This is a genomic window from Streptomyces griseoflavus (genome assembly GCF_014649995.1).
GTDB classification, from domain to species: domain Bacteria; phylum Actinomycetota; class Actinomycetes; order Streptomycetales; family Streptomycetaceae; genus Streptomyces; species Streptomyces griseoflavus.
On record NZ_BMUC01000008.1, the window covers coordinates 286,658 to 310,387 of the forward strand.

The 23,730-nt window shown below is 72.3% G+C and carries 21 protein-coding genes; 16 read left to right on the forward strand and 5 right to left on the reverse strand.

From position 1 onward, the window contains the following. Positions 1 to 31: 31 nt before the first annotated feature. Positions 32 to 205, forward strand: a complete 174-nt coding sequence (locus IE172_RS18970; RefSeq protein WP_190098409.1) for a hypothetical protein — start codon at positions 32 to 34, stop codon at positions 203 to 205. Between the two features lie 52 nt (positions 206 to 257). On the opposite strand, the gene IE172_RS18975 is transcribed toward IE172_RS18970, so the two are convergent. Further along, positions 258 to 806 carry a hypothetical protein gene (locus IE172_RS18975; RefSeq protein ID WP_190098410.1) on the reverse strand — a complete coding sequence of 183 codons (549 nt, stop codon included), beginning with the start codon at positions 804 to 806 and terminating at the stop codon, positions 258 to 260. 119 nt (positions 807 to 925) lie between these two features. Between IE172_RS18975 and tsaB the strand changes: the two genes are divergently transcribed. The 8 genes from tsaB (at position 926) to IE172_RS19015 (ending at position 12,626) form a co-directional block, all read left to right on the forward strand. Then, complete coding sequence (tsaB, locus tag IE172_RS18980; protein ID WP_190098411.1) at positions 926 to 1,579, forward strand: tRNA (adenosine(37)-N6)-threonylcarbamoyltransferase complex dimerization subunit type 1 TsaB; 654 nt, start codon at positions 926 to 928, stop codon at positions 1,577 to 1,579. Continuing rightward, positions 1,576 to 2,136: a ribosomal protein S18-alanine N-acetyltransferase gene (gene rimI, locus IE172_RS18985; protein WP_190098412.1), complete on the forward strand. Its 561-nt coding sequence runs from the start codon at positions 1,576 to 1,578 to the stop codon at positions 2,134 to 2,136. The genes tsaB and rimI overlap by 4 nt, the downstream gene beginning before the upstream one ends. Next, positions 2,129 to 3,226: a tRNA (adenosine(37)-N6)-threonylcarbamoyltransferase complex transferase subunit TsaD gene (tsaD, locus tag IE172_RS18990; protein WP_190098413.1), complete on the forward strand. Its 1,098-nt coding sequence runs from the start codon at positions 2,129 to 2,131 to the stop codon at positions 3,224 to 3,226. Before rimI ends, tsaD begins: the two co-directional genes overlap by 8 nt. After that, a complete protein-coding gene (locus tag IE172_RS18995) occupies positions 3,223 to 3,486 on the forward strand; it encodes a hypothetical protein (protein WP_190098414.1) in 264 nt (87 codons plus the stop codon). The genes tsaD and IE172_RS18995 overlap by 4 nt, the downstream gene beginning before the upstream one ends. 110 nt (positions 3,487 to 3,596) lie before the next feature. Further along, positions 3,597 to 9,317 carry an RHS repeat-associated core domain-containing protein gene (locus IE172_RS19000; RefSeq protein ID WP_190098415.1) on the forward strand — a complete coding sequence of 1,907 codons (5,721 nt, stop codon included), beginning with the start codon at positions 3,597 to 3,599 and terminating at the stop codon, positions 9,315 to 9,317. Next, on the forward strand, positions 9,314 to 10,177 hold the full coding sequence (locus tag IE172_RS19005; protein ID WP_190098416.1) for a hypothetical protein: 864 nt from the start codon (positions 9,314 to 9,316) through the stop codon (positions 10,175 to 10,177). The genes IE172_RS19000 and IE172_RS19005 overlap by 4 nt, the downstream gene beginning before the upstream one ends. Before the next feature lie 177 nt (positions 10,178 to 10,354). Continuing rightward, entirely contained in the window at positions 10,355 to 11,407 is a 1,053-nt protein-coding gene (locus IE172_RS19010) for a LacI family DNA-binding transcriptional regulator (protein WP_189558391.1), read from the forward strand. A 118-nt stretch (positions 11,408 to 11,525) separates the two neighbouring features. Then, positions 11,526 to 12,626 (forward strand): LCP family protein, encoded by a 1,101-nt coding sequence (locus tag IE172_RS19015; protein ID WP_190098417.1) that lies wholly within the window; start codon positions 11,526 to 11,528, stop codon positions 12,624 to 12,626. Positions 12,627 to 12,671: 45 nt separating this feature from the next. On the opposite strand, the gene IE172_RS19020 is transcribed toward IE172_RS19015, so the two are convergent. Beyond that, positions 12,672 to 13,847, reverse strand: a complete 1,176-nt coding sequence (locus tag IE172_RS19020) for a THUMP-like domain-containing protein (RefSeq protein ID WP_190098418.1) — start codon at positions 13,845 to 13,847, stop codon at positions 12,672 to 12,674. Between the two features lie 90 nt (positions 13,848 to 13,937). Between IE172_RS19020 and IE172_RS19025 the strand changes: the two genes are divergently transcribed. The 5 genes from IE172_RS19025 to IE172_RS19045 all read left to right on the forward strand — a co-directional run bounded on the left by IE172_RS19025 (position 13,938) and on the right by IE172_RS19045 (position 19,317). Then, on the forward strand, positions 13,938 to 14,861 hold the full coding sequence (locus IE172_RS19025; protein ID WP_190098419.1) for a polysaccharide deacetylase family protein: 924 nt from the start codon (positions 13,938 to 13,940) through the stop codon (positions 14,859 to 14,861). Between the two features lie 5 nt (positions 14,862 to 14,866). Continuing rightward, a complete protein-coding gene (locus IE172_RS19030; RefSeq protein ID WP_435844382.1) occupies positions 14,867 to 15,700 on the forward strand; it encodes a polysaccharide deacetylase family protein in 834 nt (277 codons plus the stop codon). Between the two features lie 303 nt (positions 15,701 to 16,003). Then, a complete protein-coding gene (gene groES, locus IE172_RS19035) occupies positions 16,004 to 16,312 on the forward strand; it encodes a co-chaperone GroES (RefSeq protein WP_073932713.1) in 309 nt (102 codons plus the stop codon). Between the two features lie 149 nt (positions 16,313 to 16,461). Beyond that, positions 16,462 to 18,087, forward strand: coding sequence for a chaperonin GroEL (groL, locus tag IE172_RS19040; RefSeq protein ID WP_189558386.1), 1,626 nt, complete (start codon positions 16,462 to 16,464; stop codon positions 18,085 to 18,087). A gap of 174 nt (positions 18,088 to 18,261) precedes the next feature. Then, positions 18,262 to 19,317, forward strand: a complete 1,056-nt coding sequence (locus IE172_RS19045; protein ID WP_190098420.1) for a DUF3533 domain-containing protein — start codon at positions 18,262 to 18,264, stop codon at positions 19,315 to 19,317. Between the two features lie 202 nt (positions 19,318 to 19,519). Here IE172_RS19045 and IE172_RS19050 read toward each other — a convergent pair whose 3' ends face one another. The 3 genes from IE172_RS19050 to crcB are packed head-to-tail and all read right to left on the reverse strand — an operon-like array spanning position 19,520 to position 22,307. Next, on the reverse strand, positions 19,520 to 21,427 hold the full coding sequence (locus tag IE172_RS19050; protein ID WP_229886183.1) for an FUSC family protein: 1,908 nt from the start codon (positions 21,425 to 21,427) through the stop codon (positions 19,520 to 19,522). Further along, on the reverse strand, positions 21,424 to 21,798 hold the full coding sequence (locus IE172_RS19055; RefSeq protein WP_190098421.1) for a fluoride efflux transporter FluC: 375 nt from the start codon (positions 21,796 to 21,798) through the stop codon (positions 21,424 to 21,426). Before IE172_RS19055 ends, IE172_RS19050 begins: the two co-directional genes overlap by 4 nt. Continuing rightward, complete coding sequence (gene crcB, locus IE172_RS19060; protein WP_190098422.1) at positions 21,798 to 22,307, reverse strand: fluoride efflux transporter CrcB; 510 nt, start codon at positions 22,305 to 22,307, stop codon at positions 21,798 to 21,800. Before crcB ends, IE172_RS19055 begins: the two co-directional genes overlap by 1 nt. A gap of 80 nt (positions 22,308 to 22,387) precedes the next feature. Between crcB and IE172_RS19065 the strand changes: the two genes are divergently transcribed. Both IE172_RS19065 and IE172_RS19070 read left to right on the forward strand, forming a co-directional pair. Continuing rightward, complete coding sequence (locus tag IE172_RS19065; protein WP_190098423.1) at positions 22,388 to 23,362, forward strand: urea transporter; 975 nt, start codon at positions 22,388 to 22,390, stop codon at positions 23,360 to 23,362. 61 nt (positions 23,363 to 23,423) lie between these two features. Beyond that, positions 23,424 to 23,729 carry an urease subunit gamma gene (locus IE172_RS19070; protein ID WP_190098424.1) on the forward strand — a complete coding sequence of 102 codons (306 nt, stop codon included), beginning with the start codon at positions 23,424 to 23,426 and terminating at the stop codon, positions 23,727 to 23,729. Position 23,730 lies beyond the last annotated feature (1 nt).

Consider the following 23,730-nt stretch of genomic DNA (forward strand, 5'->3'; position numbering starts at 1 on the left):
ACGTCCGGCCCCCGGCCCTCAGGAGGCGTCCATGCCGGCCACCCAGAGCTCTCGTGAGTCCACGGCCCAGCAGCGGTCGCTTCCCGGGGTGCCGATGCGTGACCTGCTCGCCGCCTGTGCCGCGGCGGCCGCGGTCTCCACCCCGCCCCGCGCCCCCGAGCCCCGGCGCCGCGAGCCGGTCCGGGAGCACCGCGACGCCGCCTAGCGGGCCCGGCCCCCTCGCCTTCCGCGGGCGGATGCCGCGTGGCCGGCCCGTCTCACGGGACGACGACGACGGTCTGTCCGATCGTCGCGAACTCCCACATGGCCGCGCCGTCCGCCCGCGTCTCGCGGATGCCGCCCGTGGGCTCCCCGGGGTCGAGCACCGGCGCCGAACCGTCCTTCGCGGCGCTGAACCCGATCGCCGTGCCGTCGACGGCGGTGAAGCGCACGACGTGCTCGATCGGCACGCCGTCCGATCCGGTGACCTCCTTCGACCGGGACGTGACCCGGTAGGAGCCCGGTGCCGGGTCCACCGTGCTCGGGCTGACCCCGAAGGTACGGCGCACCGTGCCGCTCTCCGCCACCAGCCACACCCGGTCGGCCCGCAGCGAGTACACGACCCGCTCGCCGGTCCCGGACCGGCCCGGCAGCGCGGCGGGACGGCCCGCGTCCGGGAGCGCCTTGCGCACGGCGCCCGCGGCCCCGGAGGCCGGCCGGCGCAGCTCGGGCGGCACGTTCGCCGCCGCCTGGTGGCCGAGGAAGCCGACCGTCGCGAGGGCCGCCGCGGTCAGCCCCGCCACGCACATCGAGCTGCTGCCTGACACCGCCGCCACCTCTGTCCCGATCCGCTCCGTTATGTACGCATGCCGTCGCGACCGTAGCAGTACGTGACCATCCGGCCGGTGCGGCCGTGGCCGGGGCGCGGGAGCCGTAGGCTGTTTGCGTGCTCTTGCTCGCTCTGGATACCGCAACCCCCGCCGTCACCGTCGCGCTGCACGACGGCGACGACGTCATCGCCTCGTCCAGCCAGGTGGACGCCCGCCGGCACGGCGAGCTGCTGCTCCCGGCGATCGACCGGGTCCTCGCCGAGGCAGGCCTGCGGCTGGACGCCGTCACCGGCATCGTCGTCGGCATCGGACCCGGCCCCTACACCGGGCTGCGCGTCGGCCTGATGACCGCGGACACCTTCGGACTGGCCCTCGGCGTCCCCGTGCACGGTGTGTGCACGCTGGACGGCCTCGCCTACGCGGCCGACCTGGCGGGCCCCTTCGTCGTGGCGACCGACGCCCGCCGCAAGGAGGTCTACTGGGCCCGCTACGCCGACTCCCGCACCCGCCTCACCGAGCCCGCCGTGGACCGGCCCGCCGACATCGCGGACCAGGTGGCCGGGCTCCCGGCCGTCGGCGCGGGCGCGCTGCTCTACCCGGACACCTTCCCCCAGGCGCACGAGCCCGAGCACGTGTCCGCCGCCGCCCTGGCCCGGCTGGCCGCCGAGCGGCTCGCGGCGGGCGGGGAACTGCCCGCGCCCCGGCCGCTGTACCTGCGCCGGCCCGATGCCCAGGTCCCCAAGAACTACAAGGTGGTCACCCCCAAGTGACGGGATGCGAGACGGCCGTGCTGCGCGAGATGCGCTGGTGGGACATCGACTCCGTACTGGAGCTGGAACGGGACCTGTTCCCCGAGGACGCCTGGTCGCGCGGGATGTTCTGGTCCGAACTGGCCCACGCCCGCGGCCCCGGGGCGACCCGGCGCTACTACGTCGCCGAGGAGGACGGCCGGCTCGTCGGCTACGCGGGCCTGACCACCTCCGGCGCGGAGTCCGACGAGGGCGGCCCGGCCGCCTGCGCCGACATCCAGACCATCGCCGTCACCCGGGACCACTGGGGCACCGGCCTCGGTTCCCGGCTGCTGACCGAACTGCTGCACGCGGCGACCGCCTTCGAGTGCACCGAAGTGATGCTGGAGTGCCGGGTGGACAACGTCCGCGCCCAGAAGCTCTACGAGCGCTTCGGCTTCGAGATCATCGGCGTCCGCCCCGGCTACTACCAGCCGGGGAACGTGGACGCCCTGGTGATGCGGCTGACCGACCCGTCCATCTCCGTGAACCCGGGCAACCCCGGGAACGCCGTACAAGGAACCGAGACCCATGGCTGACGAACCCCTGGTGCTGGGGATCGAGACCTCCTGCGACGAGACCGGTGTCGGCGTCGTGCGCGGGACCACCCTGCTGGCGGACGCCGTCGCCTCCAGCGTCGACGAGCACGCCCGCTTCGGCGGCGTCGTCCCGGAGGTCGCCTCCCGCGCCCACCTGGAGGCGATGGTCCCCACCATCCAGCGCGCGCTGAAGGAAGCGGGCGTCGCCGCCCGCGACCTCGACGGCATCGCCGTCACCGCCGGCCCCGGCCTCGCCGGCGCGCTCCTGGTCGGCGTCTCGGCGGCCAAGGCGTACGCCTACGCCCTCGGCAAGCCCCTCTACGGCGTCAACCACCTCGCCTCCCACATCTGCGTCGACCAGCTGGAACACGGGGCGCTGCCCGAGCCGACGATGGCGCTGCTGGTCTCCGGCGGCCACTCCTCGCTCCTGCTGTCCACCGACATCACCGCCGACGTCCGGCCCCTCGGCGCGACCATCGACGACGCGGCCGGCGAGGCATTCGACAAGATCGCCCGGGTGCTGAACCTCGGTTTCCCCGGCGGCCCGGTCATCGACCGCTATGCCCGCGAGGGCGACCCGGAGGCGATCGCGTTCCCGCGCGGTCTGACCGGCCCGCGCGACCCGGCGTACGACTTCTCCTTCTCCGGCCTGAAGACGGCCGTGGCCCGCTGGATCGAGGCCAAGCGCGCGGCGGGCGAGGACGTCCCCGTGCGCGACGTGTCGGCGTCCTTCCAGGAGGCGGTCGTGGACGTCCTCACCCGCAAGGCCGTACGGGCCTGCAAGGACGAGGGCGTCGACCACCTGATGATCGGCGGCGGTGTCGCCGCCAACTCCCGCCTGCGGGCCCTGGCCCAGGAGCGGTGCGAGGCGGCAGGCATCCGGCTGCGCGTGCCCCGCCCCAAGCTGTGCACGGACAACGGCGCGATGGTCGCCGCGCTCGGCGCCGAGATGGTCGCCCGTAACCGCCCCGCCTCCGACTGGGACCTGTCGGCCGACTCCTCCCTGCCGGTCACCGAGCCCCACGTGCCGGGCATCGCGCACACCCACGACCACGTGCACGAGACGGCAGGGGAGAACCTGTACTCATGACGGTCGCGCTGATGTGGGAGGCCCGCGCGGTCCCCGGCCGGGGACCCGACCTGGTGGCCTGGGCGGAGGAGCGGGTCCGGGAGCTCGCCCGGCGCCCCCTGCGCCGCGAGTCCTTCCGCGCCCCCCAGGACCGTGTCCTGGTCATCACCTGGTGGGATGCCCCGTACGACGCCGACCTCCCCGAACTCCCGGAGCCGGACGGCGACCTGGTCACCCGTCCGGTGCACCGGTGGCGGTTCGAGTCGCTGGGGGCCTGCTGAGCGCCCGCTGAGCGCCGGCTGAGTGCCCGCTGGGCGTCGGCTGGGCGTCCGGCCTCCTGGACGGCAACTCCGCCCAGCTCATCAAGGACGACAAGACCGGCACGTGGCACATGACCGGGGAGAGCGGCGCCAGGATCGACAAGCTCACCGGCGCCACGAACGGCGACGACAACGGTGAGCACTGGAAGGTGACCACCCCGGACGGAACGGAGTACTACTTCGGCCTCGACCGGCTGCCCGGCTGGACCTCCGGCAAGGAGGAGACCGACTCCACCTGGACCGTCCCCGTCTTCGGCGACGACTCGGGCGAGCCCTGCCACAACGCCACGTTCACCAAGGCGCACTGCGACCAGGCCTGGCGGTGGAACCTCGACTACGTCAAGGACACCCACGGCAACGTCATGTCGTACTTCTACGACGCGGAGACCAACCACTACGCCCTGAACGGCAAGACGGACGTCAACGGCACCGCGTACCACCGGGGCGGCCACCTCCAGCGCATCGACTACGGCCAGCGCCACGAGCAGGTCCACACGTCCGCCGCCCCGGCCCGGGTGAAGTTCACCGTCGCCGAACGCTGCCTGCCCACCGACTCGTTCACCTGCGCCGAGGACAAGCGCACCACGGCGAACGCCGCCCACTGGCCCGACGTGCCCGTCGACCTGGAGTGCAAGGCCGGCACCCGCTGCAAGGCCGGACAGGCGGCCCCCTCCTTCTGGACCACGAAGCGGCTGACCGGCGTCACCACCCAGATGCGCACCGGCGCGAGCAGCTACGACGACGTCGACGCCTGGACCCTCACCCACCGCTTCCTCGACAACGGCGACGACTCCAGGACGCTGTGGCTGTCGAAGATCCAGCACGAGGGCCGGGCCGGCGACGACCACATCCAGCTGCCGACGGTCGACCTCCAGGGAGTCCAGCTGGAGAACCGGGTGGACAAGGACGGCGACAACATCGACGCCTTCCACCGCTACCGTCTGACCAGCGTCCTCAGCGAGACCGGCGCCCAGCTCGACATCACCTACGCACCCACCGAGTGCACCGCGGACACGCTGCCCCAGCCGGGTAAGTCCACCAAGCGCTGCTACCCGGTGAAATGGGCACCGCCCGGCCACATCGACCCCATCACCGACTGGTTCCACAAGCACGTCGTGGCCCGGATCACCCAGACCGACCGCACCGGCGGCGGCGAGGACCTGGTCACCCGCTACGAGTACAAGGGACCGGCGGCCTGGCGGCACGCCGAACCCGACGGCATCACCGACGAGAAGTACCTCACCTGGGGCCAGTGGCAGGGCTACGGCAAGGTCACCGTCACCGCGGGCAACGGCGAGGTGACCGAGACCCGCGTCGACTACACGTACCTGCAGGGCATGCACGGCGACAAGGACCCGGACGGCGGCACCCGATCGGTGAAGGTCACCGACTCCACGGGGACGGAGTACACCGACCACAAGGAGTTCACCGGCTTCGAACTGGAGGCCGCCACCTACGACAAGGGAACGGGCGGCAAGGTCGTCTCCAAGGTCCTGACCGAGCCCTGGAAGCACGACACCGCCACCCAGACCAAGTCCTGGGCCACCACCAGCGCCACCGTCGTCCAGCTGAAGACCACCCGCGGATACGAGCTGCTGTCCGACGGCACCTGGCGGAAGACGAGATCCGAGTCCACCTACGACACCGACACCACCACGGGCCGGCTGCTCAGGACCGAGGAACTCGGCGACCTCGCCACGGACGCCGACGACCGCTGCGTCCGCCTGTGGTACGCCGACAACCCGGCGCTGAACATCTACGAGCTGCCCTCCCGCAGCGAGTCCGTCTCCGTCGACTGCGCCGCCACCCCCGACCGCCGTACGCAGGTCGTCGCCGACGAGCGCACCTCCTACGACGGCGGTGCCTTCGGAGCCGCCCCCACCAGGGGCGACGCCACCAGGACGGAGCGGCTGGCCTCCCACGACGGCACCAAGGGCACCTATCAGATCACCGGCACCACCGAGTACGACGGCTTCGGCCGCCCCACCCTGCAGACCGACGCGTCCGGCGCGACCACCCGCACCGCCTACACCGACGCCAACGGGCTGATCTCCAGGACCAAGGTCACCAACGCGCTGGGCCACTCCACGACCACCGACCACGACCCCGCCCGGGGCCAGGCGACGGGTCAGACCGACCCCAACGGCCGGCGCACGGACCTGGCGTACGACGCGCTGGGCCGGCTGACCTCGGTCTGGCTGCCGGACCGGCGGAAGACGCAGACGCCGAGCATCAAGTACGGCTACAACGTCCGCAAGGACAAGACGGTCACCGTCAGCACCGAGAAGATCGAGATCGGCGGCACCTACGGCATCGAGTACGAGCTCTACGACAGCCTGCTGCGGCCGCGGCAGAAGCAGACCGAGGGGCCGGACGGCTCCCGCATGGTCGCCGACACCTTCTACGACGGCACCGGCGACATCAGCAGGACCAACGCGACGTACAACGCGTCCCAGGCGCCGTCGGACGAGCTGCTGACCGTCGCCAACGGCGAGGTCGGCGCGCAGACGCTGTACGAGTACGACGGCCTGAGCCGTGTCACGGCGGAGATCTTCGCGGTGGCCGGCCTGGAGAAGTGGCGCACCACCACGGTCCACGAGGGCGACCGCACCCACATCGACCCGCCCAAGGGCGGAGTCCCGGTCACCACGATCACCGACGCGGCCGGGCGGCTGACCGAGCTGCGCCACTACCAGGGCGAGAGCCCGAACCCGGACGGTGCCGAGGGCCCCGGCAAGGGCTACGACGCCACCCGGTACACGTACACCCCGGCCGGCAGGACGAAGACGGTCACCGACGCCGAGGGCAACGCCTGGCGCTACGAGTACGACCAGCTGGGCCGTCAGGTCAAGGCCGTCGACCCGGACGCCGGCACCACCGTCACGGGTTACGACGCCGCCGACCGGCCGGTCCGGACCACTGACGCACGCGGCAAGGTCCACTCCACCGTCTACGACGCACTGGGACGGGTCACCACCACCTGGGAGGGCGAGCCGGAGACCGGCACCAAGCTCACCGAGACCAAGTACGACAGGACCGGCCGGCTGGGACACGCCTACGGTTCCTACCGGTACACCGGCGACGGGCAGTCCTTCGCCGTGGTCGTCCAGACCGTGGACGAGTTCTACCAGCCGCTGCAGACGGCCTACTCGGTGCCGTCCTCGACCGGTGACCTCGCCGGCCTCTACGTCTTCACCGCCACCTACAACCAGGACGGCACCCTCCGGGGCATGGGCATGCCCGCGGCGGGCGGACTCGCGGCCGAGGCCTTCGAGTTCGGCTACGACGAGCTGCAGCGTCCGGTGTCGATGAAGAGCAGCCTCTCCGACTACGTCACCGGCACCCGCTACTCCACCACCAGCCTGCTCCAGCAGATCGAACTCTCCAGCGGCGGCAAGAAGACCTGGCAGACCTTCGACCACGAGAAGGGCACCGACCGGCTGACCCGCTCGCTGGTCAGGACCGAGGGCGCGACCGCCCCGCTGAAGGAGTCGCACTACTCCTACGACCAGGCCGGCAACGTCCGCTCCATCTCCGACACCGCGGGCGCGGCGCCGGACGTGCAGTGCTTCGCCTACGACACCGGGCAGCGGCTGGCCGACGCCTGGACCCCGGCGGCCACCGCCGGGCAGGCCACGGGCTCCGGCACGATCGGCGGCGGGCTGGGCGGTGCGGCTCCGGCCGCGTGCGACGGCACGCCGGGCGGGAAGGCCCTGGGCGGCCCGGCGCCGTACTGGAAGTCCTACACCGTCGACGCGCTCGGCAACCGCCTCAAGGAAGTGGTCCACGACACCGGTCTGGACGCGTCCAAGGACGTCACCCGCACCTACACCTACGGCGAGAACGGCGCCGGACCGCACGCCGTCACCAAGGTCGTGGAGGAGACCCCGACCGGCGACTCCCAGTCCACCTACGCCTACGACGCCTCCGGCAACACCACCGAGCGGGTTCTGGGCGGCGACACCCAGAAACTCGACTGGGACGCCGAGGGCCAGTTGACGAAGACGGTCGAGGCGGACGGCCGCGAGTCCACCTACGTGTACGACGCCGAAGGCAACCGCGTCATGCGCGAGGACGCCACCGCCACCACCGTCTACCTGCCGGGCATGGAGCTGCGCCTCCCCAAGGCGGGCGGCGAGGTGGAGGCCACCCGCTACTACTCCTTCGCCGACCAGACCGTCGCCGTGCGCACCGACGACGGCAGACTGTCCTGGCTGGCCGCCGACCACCACGGCACGGGCGAGCTGGCCATCGACGCCGTCACCGGCGCGATCACCGGACAGCGCCGCCAGGACCCCTACGGCGTGGAGCGGGGCAAGGCGACCGGCAGCTGGCCCGGGGAGAAGGGCTTCGTCGGCGGCACGATCGACACCCAGACCGGCCTGACGAGCATCGGAGCACGCGAGTACGACCCGAAGCTGGGCAAGTTCATCTCCGTCGACCCCGTCGTCGACTTCACCCAGCCCCAGCAGATCAACGGCTACGCCTACGCCAACAACAGCCCGGTCACCCTCTCCGACCCCTCGGGCCTGTTCGTGGGCTTCTTCTACAGCCTGGTCAAGGCCATCACCTGGGTGTTCAGCCAGATCGCCCGCGCCAGGTACGGCAACTCCTACCACGACGTGAAGGCGGCCCAGCAGAAGAAGAACAGCGCGGAGCGGCGGTACAACACCGCGAAGCAGCAGACGAAGCAGGCCGCCAAGGAGCTCGTCAAGATAGCCAAGGACGAGCTGGGCATCGACGCGGCCCTCGACTGCTTCTCCAGCGGCGACCTGGGGTCGTGCGGGGAGACGGCGCTGAACGTCGCCGGCTCCTTCGCCGGCGGCGTGGTGGGCAAGCTCCTGGTCAAGTACGGCGCTCCGTGGAGGTGGGAGAAGGGCCGGCAGCTGATCAAGAAGGTCTGGGGACTCCTCGACGACCTGATCGGCGGGGCCCGACGGACGTGGAAGGAGTCCAAGGCCCTCGACGAGGCCGACGACGCCCTGACGGCGGCCAAGAAGAAGGCGGAGAAGAACCGGGGCAAGGGCAAGGAGGAGCCCACCAGCTGCCCGGCCAGCAAACACAGCTTCCTGCCCGGCACCGGGGTCCTTCTCGCCGACGGCACCAGCAAGCCGATCGAGGAGGTCGAACTCGGCGACGAGGTCACCGTCACCGACCCGGAGACGGGCGAGACCACGGTCCGCGAGGTCGTCGGCACCATCGTCACCGAGGACGACAAGCACTTCGTCGACCTCACCGTCGCCACCGACGAGGGCGCCGCGGCCCTGATCTCCACCACGACCCACCCCTTCTGGGTCGAGTCGGAGGACCGGTGGATCGACGCCGGTGAACTCCAGCCGGGCATGACCCTCCGCACCCCGTCCGGCGACACCGCCACCCTCACCGGCCTCCGCCACTTCGAACAGCGCCAGCGCACGAACGACCTCACGGTCGCCGGCATCCATACGTACTATGTGCTGGCGGGCGAGACTCCGGTCCTCGTGCACAACAACAGCAACTGCAATTCGCTCACGCGTGCACAGGCTGACGACGTCGCGAAATACCTGGGGTACAGGAAGACCAAGATGAAGTCCGCGGGCGGGGCCCCGATCTGGGAGAACAAGAAGGCCGGAGGCGGTCAGCCCCGATATATCACCTATGATCGGACCGGCCACAACAAGCAGGCGATATTCAAGGGCGCCAGCTTCCGCAATCCCTTCCAGTCGACGAAGGATTCGGCCCGGGACGGGACGTACGGGCTGGATGTGTCTCCGACGGGAGAGGTGTTGGGCCTCAAATGGCTGGCCAAATGACAGCCGAGCTTGTCGTCAGCCCGAGTGACCGGCAGGTGCGAGCCTCCCTTGCGGATGCGCCGGCCTGGAACGCCTACGCGGTGGATCTGCGACGGTTCCTCGACGTGGTGATCGAGGCATGCGGAGCTGACCGGCTTGAGGTCAGTGAGTTGCTGGTCAGCCAACCGCTCCCGGACCGGTACCGAACGCTCCGCAACGGGATGCAGGCCGGCCCGGCGGAGGCGATGGATCTCGCTGAGCGGATGGCGGCGGGGCTCGGACCGTACTGCCGACTCGTCGCACCGGGGCGGCTTCGCGTCGAGTCAGGATGGGACGGGGCGCTCCATCTCACCATGGATCCAGCGGTGGCCCGTGCGCTGAACGGGCGGGCCGGAGACAACCTGTCTCTTGATTGGCGCGCCTCGGAACCGGATCCCGAGGAAGAGCCGGGACGTGTCGACGATGTCGTTGATGACGCGTTCTGGGGCTCGGTTCGAGCGGTGGCCGACGGGCTGGTGCTCCTGTGCGAGCGCTGGGCGCATGGTGCTTACGGCTGCCGATGGTTCAGGGTGACTGCTGGAAACGCGGCGGAGGTGGCGCAGGCTGTACAGCCTCGCTCACTCCTCTGTGTTGCCGCGAACCCTGACCTGCGGCTCGACGAGGGAATACTGGAGGAGGATTTCACCGCATTCCAGGCCCCGCTCACGCCTGGCCGGCTCACGTACCGTGCCTATCCAGGGGGAGCCGACAGTCTCGTCGACGTGACGGAAGGGGGGATGTCGTTCATGCTGGCGGATGCGGTCCTGGCCGGGTGGTGCGCCGTGGTACCGGATCCGGACGGCGTGATCAGAGCCATGTGGGACAGACCTGACGGAGCGTGAGGGGCGACGTGTCCATCCGGGCCGGGGCCCGGGGCGGCCAGCGTGTGAGGTCCTCTCTCCGCTGAGTCGTCGACCTTCTGAAGGCTGAATGTTTCGGCATTCGCACCGAATGTTCCGGCCGTCCGCAGGTACCCGGAGGTCTTCGTTCGGGGAGTCCGCAGGGTTACGATCGCGCGCATGACTTCCCCGCAGCCCGCAGAAACCCGGACGCAAGGGCGCAGCGCCCAGACCGCGACGCTCGCCGAGATCGCGCGTGAGGCCGGCGTCTCCGCGCCGACTGTTTCGAAGGTGCTCAACGGGCGGGCGGATGTCGCTCCCGGCACCCGCAGCCGGGTCGAGGGGCTGCTGCGCGCCCACGGTTACCGGCGCCGGCGGGCGGAGGCGACCCGCTCGCCGCTGATCGACCTGGTCTTCCACGAGCTGGAGAGCGCCTGGGCGATGGAGGTCATCCGGGGCGTGGAGAACGTGGCCAGGGACGCCGGGCTGAGCGTGGTGCTCTCCGAGAGCGCGGGCCGGCTCACGCCCGGCCGTTCCTGGGCCGACCAGGTGGCCGCCCGCCGCCCGCACGGCGTGATCCTCGTGCTGTCCGGCCTCGACGAGTCCGGGCGGGCCCTGCTGACCAGCCGCTCCATCCCGTTCGTGGTGATGGACCCGGCCGGCGACCCCGGCACGGACGTGCCCTCCATCGGCGCCACCAACTGGCAGGGCGGACTCGCCGCCACCCGGCACCTCGTCGAGCTGGGCCACACCCGGATCGGCGCGATCAGCGGCCCCTCGCGGATGATGTGCAGCCGGGCCCGCGTGGACGGCTACCGGGCCGCGCTGGAGACGGCGGGGCTCCCGGTCGACCCGGGACTTATCGTCGCGGGGGACTTCCACCACGACGCCGGCTACCGGCAGGGCCTCGCCCTGCTGCGCCGCGAGGACCGGCCCACCGCGATCTTCACCGGCAACGACCTCCAGGCGCTCGGCCTGTACGAGGCCGCGCGCGAGCTGGGGCTGCGGATCCCGGAGGACCTGAGCGTGGTCGGCTTCGACGACCTGCCGGTGGCCCGCTGGGTGGGGCCGCCGCTGACGACCGTGCGGCAGCCGCTGACGGAGATGGCGGAGGCGGCGGCCAAGCTGGTCCTCGACCTCGGCAAGGGGGAGGATTCCGCCACGGCGACCCGGGTGGAGCTGGCGACGAGCCTGGTGGTGCGGAGCAGCACGGCGGCGCCGGGCGGGGCGTGAGGCGGGGGCGGCGGTGTCGTGTCGGGCGGGTGCCGCTCCGAAAGTTTCGAGCGGTGGGAAGTCTGAGAATTTCCCAAGAAAAATGTCCGGGAGTCGTCGCTCGTCATAATTCGGACTTATGTTCCTGCTCGTGACGGGACATCAGGGGAGCGACGGCACCGGGGACACCGAGGGCGCCGGGAGCGACGGGGGCGGGGCCGGCGGCGCGGGCATACGGTCCGGCCGGCGGGCGCGGGGACTGAAGATCACGGGGCTCTCGCTGGCGGGCCTGCTCCTGCTCGGCGCCGGAGCGGCCGGCTGGGTGTACTGGCAGCTCGACGACAACATCAGCAGCGTCGACATCAACGGCGCCCTCGGGGACGACCGCCCCGCCAGGCCGCTGAGCACCCCGTCCGCCGGCGAGACGCTCCCGACCGGGTCCCTGAACGTCCTGGTGCTCGGCTCGGACTCGCGCAGCGGCGACGAGAACCGGGAACTCGGCGGCGGCGAGGACGGCAGCGCCCGCTCCGACACCGCCATGGTCGTCCACCTCGACGCCGGACGGACCGCCGCGACGGTGGTCAGCATCCCGCGCGACACCCTCGTCGACCGGCCGTCCTGCCCCCTGCCCGACGGGGAGTCGACGCGGCCCGCGTCCGGCGCCATGTTCAACAGCGCGTACGAGGTGGGCGGGCCGGTGTGCGCGGTGAAGACCGTCGAAGCGCTCACGGACGTGCGGATGGACCACTACGTCGAGATCGACTTCGCCGGATTCGCCCGCCTGGTCGACGCGCTCGGCGGGGTCACCGTCACCACGGAGGAGGACATCGACGACGACCGCAGCCACCTCACCCTGGAGGCCGGCACCCACCATCTCGACGGCACCGACGCCCTCGCCCTGGCCCGCACCCGCTACGGCGTCGGCGACGGCGGAGACCTCGGCCGGATCGAGCTGCAGCAGCAGCTCGTCAAGGCGCTGCTGGAGCAGGTGGCGCGGCAGAACCTGCTGACCAGCCCCGCCAGGCTGTACGAGGTCGCCGACGCCGCCACCGACAGTCTCACCACCGACACCGGACTGGACTCGCTCGGTGAGCTGACCCGCTTCGGCCAGAGCCTGCAGGAGCTGACCTCCGCCCGCGTCACCACCGTGACCATGCCGGTGGTGCCCGCACCCTGGGACCGCAACCGGGTGGTGGCGCGGGAGCCGGAGGCGGGGGAGCTGTGGGCCTCGTTGAGGTGAGCGGCGGGACGCCGTCGCGCCGCGCCGCGCGGACCGGGGCCCGACCTACCCCGCCGGGTGCCCCAGCAGCATGGTCGGGGCGCCATCGACGCGGGTCAGGAAGACGGTGACGGACGCGCGGCCGTGCGGCTTGGGCAGGGCCTTGCGGCGCAGCTCCTCGGGTTCGACGGCGGAACCGCGCTTCTTGACCGTCAGGACGCCGACCTGACGCTCCCGCAGCAGCGCCTTCAGCTTCTTGACGTTGAAGGGGAGCCGGTCGGTGATCTCGTAGGCGGTGGCGTACGGCGTCGGGCGGTGCTCGTCGGCGGTGATGTAGGCGATGGTCGCGTCGATGAGCCCTCCGTCGAGTTCCTCGGCGACCTCGGCGACGAGGTGGGCGCGGATGACGGCGCCGTCGGGCTCGTACAGGTACCGGCCGGGCGGGCGCACGGCCGGGTCGGGCAGTCCCCGGGAGGGGAGGGTGCGCGGCCCGGGGAGGAGGGTGGCGCGGACCGGCGCCGCCTGCCCGGCGCCGAACCACAGCACGGCCTCCTTCACGTCCCCGCCGTCTGAGATCCACTCGGCCACCGCGTCGGCCGGCACGGCCTCGTGCGGGATGCCCGGGGCGACCTTCAGCGCGGCGGCACGGGACGCCGTGCGGGCCGCCCCGACCGCCCAGGACAACGGGGGCGAGTACGCCTCGGGGTCGAAGACGCGGCCCCGTCCGCCGCGCCGGGCCGGGTCGACGAACACGGCGTCGTACCCGGCCGTGTCCACCTCCGTCACATCGGCCTCGCGCACCTCGATCAGCCCGGCCAGCCCCAGCGCGTCGGCGTTGGCCCGCGCCGCCGCCGCGGTGAGCGGGTCCCGGTCCACCGCCAGCACCCGGATCCCGGCACGGGCCAGCGCGATCGCGTCGCCGCCGATCCCGCAGCACAGGTCGGCCACGGAGGTCACACCGAGCTCCCTGAACCGCGCCGCCCGGTACGCCGCCACGCTCGCCCGCGTCGACTGCTCGACCCCGTCGGGCGTGAAGAACATGCGCCGTGCGTCCTCGGCCCCGAACTTCGCCTCCGCCCGCTGCCGCAGCCGCGCCTGGCCGAGCGCGGCCGACACCAGTGCGGCGGGGTGCTCACGGCGCAGCCGGGTCGCGACGGCGAGTTCGTGCGCCGGGTCGGTGTCGCGCACCTCGTCGAGGAGGGCGCGGCCTTCGGGGGTGAGGAGCGGGGCGAGGTCGTTCACCGGGTCATTGTGGGCCAGTCGGTGGACCGTACGCCTCCGGCCGCGGTGTCGGGCCGGGTCCGGACCGTCCGGCTGCGAGGATCCGGGCCCATGCGAGCAGTAGGACAAAATGACAAATACCGGCCGCGGCGTGGCGTGCGGACCGGCCTCGCCGTACTCGCTCTCGCCACCATCGCCTCGGCCTGCGGACAGGGCGGCGGCGAGAAGGTGGAACCGGCGGCCGGTCAGCAGCCCCTCCAGGCGCCCCCGGCCCGTGCGCTCGACTCCTACGCCACCAAGCTGCGCGCCGCGCACGCGGCGAGGGTCGCCGCCGCGAAACGCTGGGGCCTGAAGAAGGTGCCCCTGACGGCGCCACCACCCCCGGCGAAGAAGCCGGCGATCACCACCAGGGACGGCTTCGAGGTCGACGGGCACCGCCGCCTCGGGCTCCCCCCGGTCTTCACCACCGTCCCCACGAAGCAACGGATCCTCTTCCTCACCATCGACGACGGCGAGGAGAAGGACCCCGCGTTCCTGCGGATGATGAGCGAGCTGAAGGTCCCGTACACGTCCTTCCTCAGCGACTACCTCGTCAAGGAGGACTACGGCTACTTCAAGCAGATGCGGGACCGGGGCGCCGGCCTGCACAACCACACCCTCCACCACCCCTACCTGCCGGCCCTGTCGTACGCCCGTCAGAAGCGCGAGATCTGCGGCATGCAGGAGATCATGGAGGAGCGCTACGGCGAGCGCCCCGTCCTCTTCCGCCCGCCCTACGGCAACTACGACAGGAACACCCTGCGCGCCGCGAAGGCCTGCGGCATCACCCACGTCCCCCTCTGGAACGAGGAGGTCTTCGTCGACCGCTGGGACTACCGCGAGTGGGACCGCTCGCTGCACCCCGGCGACATCGTCCTCAGCCACTTCCGCGGCCCCGACGACTGGAAGGGCACGATGCCGGACATGATCCGCCGCTTCCTGAACAAGGTCACGGCGGAGGGGTACGCGGTCGCCCGCCTGGAGGACTACCTGTGAGGGCCCTGAGGGTCCGTCTCCTGGCGGGCGCCGGCGCCCTGCTGGCCGTGCTCGCCGGCTGCGGTCCGGCGGGCGGCACGGGGGACGGGGCGGGCGCCGGGGGCGGGGCCGGCGGCGGAGCGGGGCGGGCGACGGGGGCCGGTCCGGTGCCGGGGACCGGCGCCCTCCCGCCCGTCGTCGACCACGTCCCCACCCGCGACAGGGTCGTCTTCCTCACCTACGACGACGGCGCCGAACGCGACCCCCGCTTCATCGACCTGGTGCGCGAACGCAGGCTCCCCGTCAGCATGTTCCTGACGGACAGCGTGGTGGGCCCCGGCTACGCCCACTTCGCCCGCCTGCGCGCGGTCGGCGCCAGCCTGCAGAACCACACCCTCGACCACCCCGCCCTGCGCGGCCTGCCCTACGCCGGCCAGCGCGCCGAAATCTGCGGCCAGCAGCGCAAGCTCACCTCCCGCTTCGGCATCCGCCCCCGCCTCTTCCGCCCGCCCTATGGCACGTACGACACCACCACCCTGCGCGCCGCCGCCGACTGCGGCATCCAGGCGGTGGTCCTGTGGCGGGTCACCCTGGAACCCGACGGCCACCTCACCTACACCCACGGCCCCCACCACCTGAACCCCGGCGACATCGTCTCCGTACCGTCGGGCGAGGCCCCACCCCTGTCCCTGGCGGAACGGACCACACGACTCCTGGAGCAGCTGACGGAGCGCGGACTGAGGGTGGGAAAGCTGGAGCACTACACGGGACGCGCCGCCCCGTCGGCGGTGCCCGGCGAGCACGGCCCGTCGGCGGTGCCCGGCGAGCGCCGCTCACCCTCCAGCCCGTCCGGCGTTTGAGGACGAGGCCCGTCAAGGGCCGAAGCGGGGGCCTGGGGGCGGCAGCCCCCGGAGACGGTCACCGCACCACCGCGAGCCGCGCAACCCGGTGCGAAACACCACCCCCACCCCCGACGCGCCGCACGGCAATTGGCACTCCGCTTGACCGAGTGCTAATCCCGGTCATAGTCTCGGGTCTGGCACTCCCCCCTGGAGAGTGCCAACACACGCGACGGGCAGGTCCGGCACCCGCGACGACGGATCGACCTGGTCGCCACCTCAGACAGTTAACCCCGTGAGATCTCCGAAGGGGGAGGTCGGATCGTGACGACCGCCAGCTCCAAGGTTGCCATCAAGCCGCTCGAGGACCGCATCGTGGTCCAGCCGCTCGACGCCGAGCAGACCACGGCTTCGGGCCTGGTCATTCCGGACACCGCCAAGGAGAAGCCCCAGGAGGGCGTCGTCCTGGCCATCGGTCCGGGCCGCATCGAGGACGGCAAGCGCGTCGAGCTCGACGTGAAGGTCGGCGACGTCGTTCTGTACAGCAAGTACGGCGGCACCGAGGTCAAGTACAACGGCGAGGAGTACCTCGTCCTCTCGGCCCGCGACGTCCTCGCGATCGTCGAGAAGTAAGGGAAGCCCGGGGGACACCCCGGACAACCCGACCTCGAAGCAAGCACTTTTGCTCGAACACCGCGCCCCTGGCCCCAGCATCCGAGAAGGAGCCGGGTGACCGGGGGCGCAGTGATCTCACCTAGATTTCCGAGAGGGCTCCCGCTGCCATGGCGAAGATCCTGAAGTTCGACGAGGACGCCCGTCGCGCCCTCGAGCGCGGCGTCAACAAGCTTGCCGACACGGTGAAGGTGACGATCGGTCCGAAGGGCCGCAACGTCGTCATCGACAAGAAGTTCGGCGCTCCCACCATCACCAACGACGGTGTCACGATCGCCCGCGAGGTGGAGATCGAGGACCCGTACGAGAACCTCGGCGCGCAGCTGGTGAAGGAGGTGGCGACCAAGACCAACGACATCGCGGGTGACGGCACCACCACCGCCACCGTGCTGGCCCAGGCGCTGGTCCGCGAGGGCCTGAAGAACGTCGCCGCCGGTGCTTCCCCGGCCGCCCTGAAGAAGGGCATCGACGCCGCCGTCGCCGCGGTCTCCGAGGACCTGCTCGCCTCGGCCCGCCCGATCGACGAGAAGTCCGACATCGCCGCCGTCGCCGCGCTGTCCGCCCAGGACCAGCAGGTCGGCGAGCTCATCGCCGAGGCGATGGACAAGGTCGGCAAGGACGGTGTCATCACCGTCGAGGAGTCCAACACCTTCGGTCTGGAGCTGGACTTCACCGAGGGCATGGCCTTCGACAAGGGCTACCTGTCGCCGTACTTCGTGACGGACCAGGAGCGCATGGAGGCCGTCCTCGACGACCCGTACATCCTGATCACCCAGGGCAAGATCGCCTCCATCGCGGAGCTGCTGCCGCTGCTGGAGAAGGTCATCCAGGCCAACGCCTCCAAGCCGCTGCTGATCATCGCCGAGGACGTCGAGGGCGAGGCCCTGTCGACCCTGGTCGTCAACAAGATCCGCGGCACCTTCAACGCGGTCGCCGTGAAGGCCCCCGGCTTCGGTGACCGCCGCAAGGCGATGCTCCAGGACATGGCCGTCCTCACCGGCGCCACGGTCGTCTCCGAGGAGGTCGGCCTCAAGCTCGACCAGGTCGGCCTCGACGTGCTCGGCTCCGCCCGCCGCGTCACCGTCACCAAGGACGACACCACGATCGTCGACGGTGGCGGCAACAAGGAGGACGTGACCGGTCGCGTCGGCCAGATCAAGGCCGAGATCGAGACCACCGACTCCGACTGGGACCGCGAGAAGCTCCAGGAGCGCCTCGCGAAGCTCGCCGGCGGCGTGTGCGTCATCAAGGTCGGCGCCGCCACCGAGGTGGAGCTGAAGGAGAAGAAGCACCGTCTGGAGGACGCCATCTCCGCGACCCGCGCCGCGGTCGAGGAGGGCATCGTCTCCGGTGGTGGCTCCGCGCTGGTCCACGCGGTGAAGGTCCTCGAGGGCAACCTCGACAAGACCGGCGACGAGGCCACCGGTGTCTCCGTGGTCCGCAAGGCCGCCGTCGAGCCGCTGCGCTGGATCGCCGAGAACGCCGGCCTCGAGGGCTACGTCATCGTCTCCAAGGTCGCCGAGCTGGAGAAGGGCAGCGGCTACAACGCCGCCACCGGCGAGTACGGCGACCTGGTCAAGGCCGGCGTCATCGACCCGGTCAAGGTGACCCGCTCCGCCCTGGAGAACGCCGCCTCCATCGCCTCCCTCCTCCTCACGACCGAGACCCTGGTCGTCGAGAAGAAGGAAGAGGAGGAGCCGGCCGCCGGTGGCCACGGCCACGGCCACGCCCACTGAGCGACGCCCCGCACGCAGCGGAAAGGCCCGGTCCCCTCGGTACACGCCGAGGGGGCCGGGCCTTCGCCGTGCCGCTCCCCGGCCGGGTCCGGCACCGCGGGGCCCCGCGCGGCGCGCCATCCGTTCGGCCCCGTCCCGCCTGCGGGCGTCCCGGATGCCGCTGACGGTGGAGAGATGACCCCGACCCCAGGCACGGGCCCGGCTCGTGAGCCGCTCGGCAGCGCAGTCAGGAGGGCGGTCACGCCGTGGACCGTCCTGGTCGTGGCCGGCGTGATCGCCCTCCAGCTCCTCTTCATCGCCTCCTACGTGGGGGCGCTGCACCGGCCCGAGCTGCGTGACGTCCCCTTCGGCGTCGTCGCACCGCCGGCCGCCGCCGCGCAGGAGACGGCCCGGCTGGAGCGGCTGCCCGGCTCCCCGCTGGACCCGCGCACGGTGGCCGACGAGGCGACCGCACGCGAACGGATCCTGGACCGGAGCATCGACGGCGCACTGATCACGGGGCCGGACGGCGGGGACACCCTGCTGGTCGCCTCCGGGGGCGGAGCCGTCCTCGCCACCGACCTGCAGCGCCTCCTGACCGGCCTGGAACGGCCGGAGGGGCGCACGCTGCGCACCGTCGACGTGGCCCCGGCCTCACCCCAGGACTTCGACGGGCTGTCGTCGTTCTACGCGAGCGTGGGCTGGTGCGTCGGCGGTTACCTGTGCGCGGCGATGATCGCGATCGTGGCCGGCGCCCGCCCCGCCGGCCTGCTCGGCGCGGTCGTCCGGATCGCCTGCATGGCCCTGGTCGCGCTCGTCGGGGGCCTGGGCGGCGCGGTGATCGTCGGGCCGGTCCTGGGCGCGCTGCCCGGAAGTGTGGGTGCCCTCTGGGGACTGGGCGCCCTGATCACCTTCGCGGTCGGCGCCGCCACCCTCGCCCTCCAGGGGTTCTTCGACATCATCGGTATCGGGCTGGCGATCCTGCTCGTGGTGGTCGCGGGCAATCCGAGTGCGGGCGGCGCCCTTCCCCCGCCGATGCTTCCGCCGTTCTGGGAGGCGATCGGCCCGGCGCTGCCGCCGGGGGCGGGTACCTGGACGGCCCGGTCCATCGCCTACTTCGAGGGCAACGCCGTACTCGGCCCGCTGCTGGTGCTGTCGGCGTGGGCCGTGGTGGGAAGCGTGCTCACGCTCCTGTCGGCGGTGGTGCGCCGCGGGGAGCGGCAGGGGGAACCGCTCGCGGGAGTGTTCTGAACCCGGCCACCGAGTTGCACGACCGCCACGGCATCGAGGCGGAGGTGTGAGCGCGAGGCCGGCCCGTCCCCGGCGCCCGGGGCGAAGCGGACACCGTCCGGGGTTTCCCCGGCCCGGTGCCGGGGCGCGCACGGGGCGGGCTCCGGCGGTACGACGTCCGCCGTGCCGCTCCGCGGGTACGGACCGGCCGCCGGGGCGCCGATCAGCGCTTCCCGTCCGGCGGCTCCGCCCCCGGTGGCGAGGAGGGCCGGTCCAGCGCGGACCGGAGCGCCACCAGCCTCCTGCGCAGTTCCGGGTCGCCGGCCGGTTCGGGTGTCCGGCCCGGAGGGGGGAGGGCGGCCCGGCAGGCGGGGGAGCCGGGAAGGCCGGCACCCGCCGCGCCGGCCAGGACGGAAAGCCAGCCGGAGACCCGCGCTCCGTCGTCGGGTGCCGGAACCGTGGGGCCCCCGAGGAGGTTCCGGGCGAGCAGGCGGCGTACGGCGAGCACGGTGGGCCACAGGAGGTCGGCGGTGCCGGTGGAGCGGAACTCCTCGGCCGGCACCGAGGCGTGCATGTTCCACAGGTCCGTCATGTGCTGCCAGGCGGCACCTCCGGACACGGCGCCGGCCGTGCCCGTGGCCAGGCGTTCCCCGAGGGCGGGTCCCGTCGCCGTCACGGCCGCGGCCACGGCGGCGCACACCCGGCGCAGCGGTACGCCGCGCACCAGCCAGGCGGCCGCGATGCCGAGACACATGCCGAGGGTGAGGTCGAGCAGCCGGTAGGCGGCGAGCGATTCCAGGCCCGGCCCCCCGGCCAGGGCGGCGTTGACGAGCAGCAGGGCGACCGGGGTGTTCAGCAGGGTGCGGGCGAGGAGGGCACCGGGGGGCAGGCCGCGCGAGATCCCGTGCACGGCGGTGGCCAGGACCACGGTCGTCCACACGCCGGGCTGGTAGACCTGGGCGATCAGCACGGTGATCACCACCCCGGTCACCGTCCCGACGAACCGGGAGCCGGCGCGCTGCGCGGGCTGCCGGCCGGGCCCGCCCTGGAGTGCCGCGGCCGCTCCCACCGCCACCCACGCGGGGTGCATCAGGGGGAGCACCCAGCCCAGCACGGTGCCCACCCCGACGGCGAGCCCGACCCGCAGGGCGATCGTCGGGGCGGGGGAGGCGGAGGACAGCGCGAGGCGCAGTTCGGCGGCCAGGCTCCGGTGCGGCGGCAGCGGCAGCGGCCAGAGCGTGTGCGCGGTGCCGCTCCCGGCGAGCCGGCACTCCGGGTTCCCGCCGGCCTTGACCGACGCGGCCGCCTCCCGGAGCCGGGGACCCCACGCGGCGGGAACCGGCTCACCGCCCCGTTCCGCGGTGTTCTGCACCGCGTCGAGCACGGCTTCCAGCCGGATCGTCAAGGCGTGCAGCTCCCTCCGCCGGGGTGCGGGCGTCCCGCTCCGGCCCCGGGCGTCGTAGAGCGCGGACCAGGCCGCGTGCACGGCCGTGCAGGCGCTGCGCCCCGCGGCGGCGGTGTCGCCCGGCGGGTGGGTGTCCGCGGCCCGGCGGGTCGCGTCCGCGAACGCCGCGACCGACCGGAAGGCGGCCGCGACCGAGCGCTCCTCGGGGCCGTAGGGCCGTACGAGCCGGCCCGACATGGCGGACAGCCAGGAGGCGGACGCCCCGACCGCGACGAAACCGGCCCCGACAGCGGTCTCCGCGAGGTCCTCCGGAGGCAGGAAGGCGGCCAGGGCGGAGACCAGGACGACGAAGTAGCTGCCCGGCCCGCTCAGGTGGAGTGTCCGGACGGCCAGGGTGGCCGTGGCCGCGATGACGGTGAGCACCGCCGTCATCGCCCCCAGGTCCCCCGCGGCCAGTGAGCCCGCCGCGAACGCCAGCACGAGACCCGCGCAGAGCAGGGCCAGGACCGGTCCCCGCCGGGGGTAGGGGTCCCGGGCGCCGTAGGCGTCGACGTAACAGCCCAGCGCGGCGAAGACCCCGTTGTGGACGCCGGCGACCGCGGTGACGATGCCGAAGCAGAGTCCGAAGGTCAGAGCCGACCGGACGGCGCGCCACCGGTCGAGCGCCGGCGGTGGGGGCAGCGCGGCACGCCACCGGCGCACCGCCCGGGCGGTGCCGGTGATCACCAGAGGGTCCGGGCGACGGCCGCGCCCGTGAACGACAGGGCGAGTCCGAGCGCGACCGTCGCGAGGAGGTAGCCGGCGGCCTGCGCGACCCGGAGGGCACTGGCCATGGAATGCAGTTCGCTGGAGAACGTGGACCAGGTGGACAGGGCGCCGCAGAACCCCACCGAGAGCAGGGCCTGCCCGGTGGCGCCGAGCGCACCGCCGGTGCCGGCCTCGACCAGGAAGCCCAGGATCAGGGACGCCGTCATGTTGGCGAGGAAGGTGCCCCAGTGGAACGTGGACGGCAGGTTCCTGCGCGCCGCCTCACCGACCAGGTAGCGGGCCGGGGCGCCGATCGCGCCGCCGGCGAGGACGAGGAGCCATTCACCCATCAGGCGGTCCTCCCCGGCCCGGCCGCCGGGCGTGCCGGACGGGTCAGGACGGCGCGTGCCAGGGCCACTCCGAGGACCACCCCGGCCAGCGCCGCGACCACGGTCAGGACGAGGTAGCCGAGGGCGGCGCCCGCCTGGTCGTTCTCCAGCAGCCTCCGGGTGTCGTCCGTGTAGGAGGAGAACGTGGTGAAGCCGCCGAGTACGCCCGTGCCCAGGAACGGGTTGAGCAGCCGGGGGGCGTGGATGAACCGTTCCTTCAGCGCGACGGTGAGCACTCCCATGAGGAAGCAGCCGACGACGTTGACCACCAGGGTCGTCCAGGGGAAGGCGGCCTCCCCGACCCGCCAGACGGCGTGGGCGTCGCTGCCGTTGCGCCACAGGCGGGAGGCGCCGTAGCGCAGGAGCGCACCCGCCGCGCCCCCCACCGCCACGACCACGACCACGGGCACCTGTGCGCCGGGCGTGTGGTCCGGATGCCGGTGGAGATGTGTATCGCCAATAAGGTGCATATCGTCACATTAGTGTTCCAGTGACGATATGGCGCCGGAACGCCACCCGCAGTCACCCCCGCAACGGTGAAGGAGCACGCGTGGCTTCCCAGCAGACCGCGACCGCCGCTGTGCCCCCGCGTCCCTCTCCAGGTGAGACGGCTCTCGGAGCCCTGCGCGGAGTCGGCCAGGTCGACTTCCAGGCCGGCCTCTGGACCTCGCTGGTCATCCTGGCCGCCCTGTGGGTGGAGAGCTGGGAGATGGGCCTCTTCGCCACCATCGGGGCGGTGGTGTCGACCCTCACCGCTCTCCTCCTGGCCGTCCCGCGCGACACCCTCAGCCAGGGGCTGATGACCTACTGCGGCGTCCTCGGCGCCATCGCGATGGTGGTCTACCTCGGCAACCACCCGTCGACGTACGTCATGGCGGTGGCCGCCGCCATCGCCTGCACGCTGATCACCGCGACCCTCAACCATCTGCTCAACCCGTTCGGGCTAAGGGCGTTCACCGGACCCTTCTGCCTCGTCGCCCTGGTGATGGTGCTGGGAGCCCCCTCCTTCGAACGGGTCTGGCACGGCACCCCGGAGACGGCCGTCACCCCGGCGACCCCCAGGAGCCCCGTCGTCGACTGGACCGACCTGTGGCAGGGCTTCTTCGCCAACGTCTCCCAGATCTTCTTCGCCGGGACCTGGTACGTCGGGCTGATCATGCTCGTCGGCCTCTTCCTGGCCGGATGGAAGGTGGGCCTGTTCACCGTGGTGGGCAGCGTCGTCGGGCTCCTCACGGCCTGGGCGCTCGGCGCGCCGGCCGCATTGATCGGTGAGGGGATCTACGGCTACAACGCCGTCCTGACCAGCCTGGCGTTCGGCGTCGTGCTGCTGCGCCCCACCGCGTGGAACTACGGCTTCACGGTGCTGGCGGCCGCGGCCAGCACCGCCCTGACGGCCTCCCTGTCCGTCCTCTTCGAGACCTTCGGCAGCCACACCTTCACCTGGCCGTTCAACATCACCACCTGGGCGCTGCTGGCGGCCGTGCCCCTCCTGCCGCGCATCACCCCCTTGGCCGACGACTCCTGAGGTTCACCCGCCCGCCGACAGCCGGGCCCGCACCCACGACACCGAGGAAGGCGCTCCCCCCATGAACCTGGCCCCCCGAGAGATCGACAAGCTGCTCGTGTACGTCGTGGCCGACCTGGCCCGCAAGCGCCGCGAGCGCGGACTGAAGCTCAACTACAGCGAGTCGGTGGCGCTCATCACCGAGGCCATCCTGGAGGCGGCCCGGGACGGCAGGACCGTGGCCGACTGCATGGAGCTGGGCCGCACCGTGGTCGACGAGGACAGCACCATGCCGGGCGTGCGGGAGATGCTGCCGCTGCTCCAGGTGGAGGCGACCTTCGACGACGGCAACAAGCTCGTCTCCTGCCACGACCCGGTCGGCGGCTGAG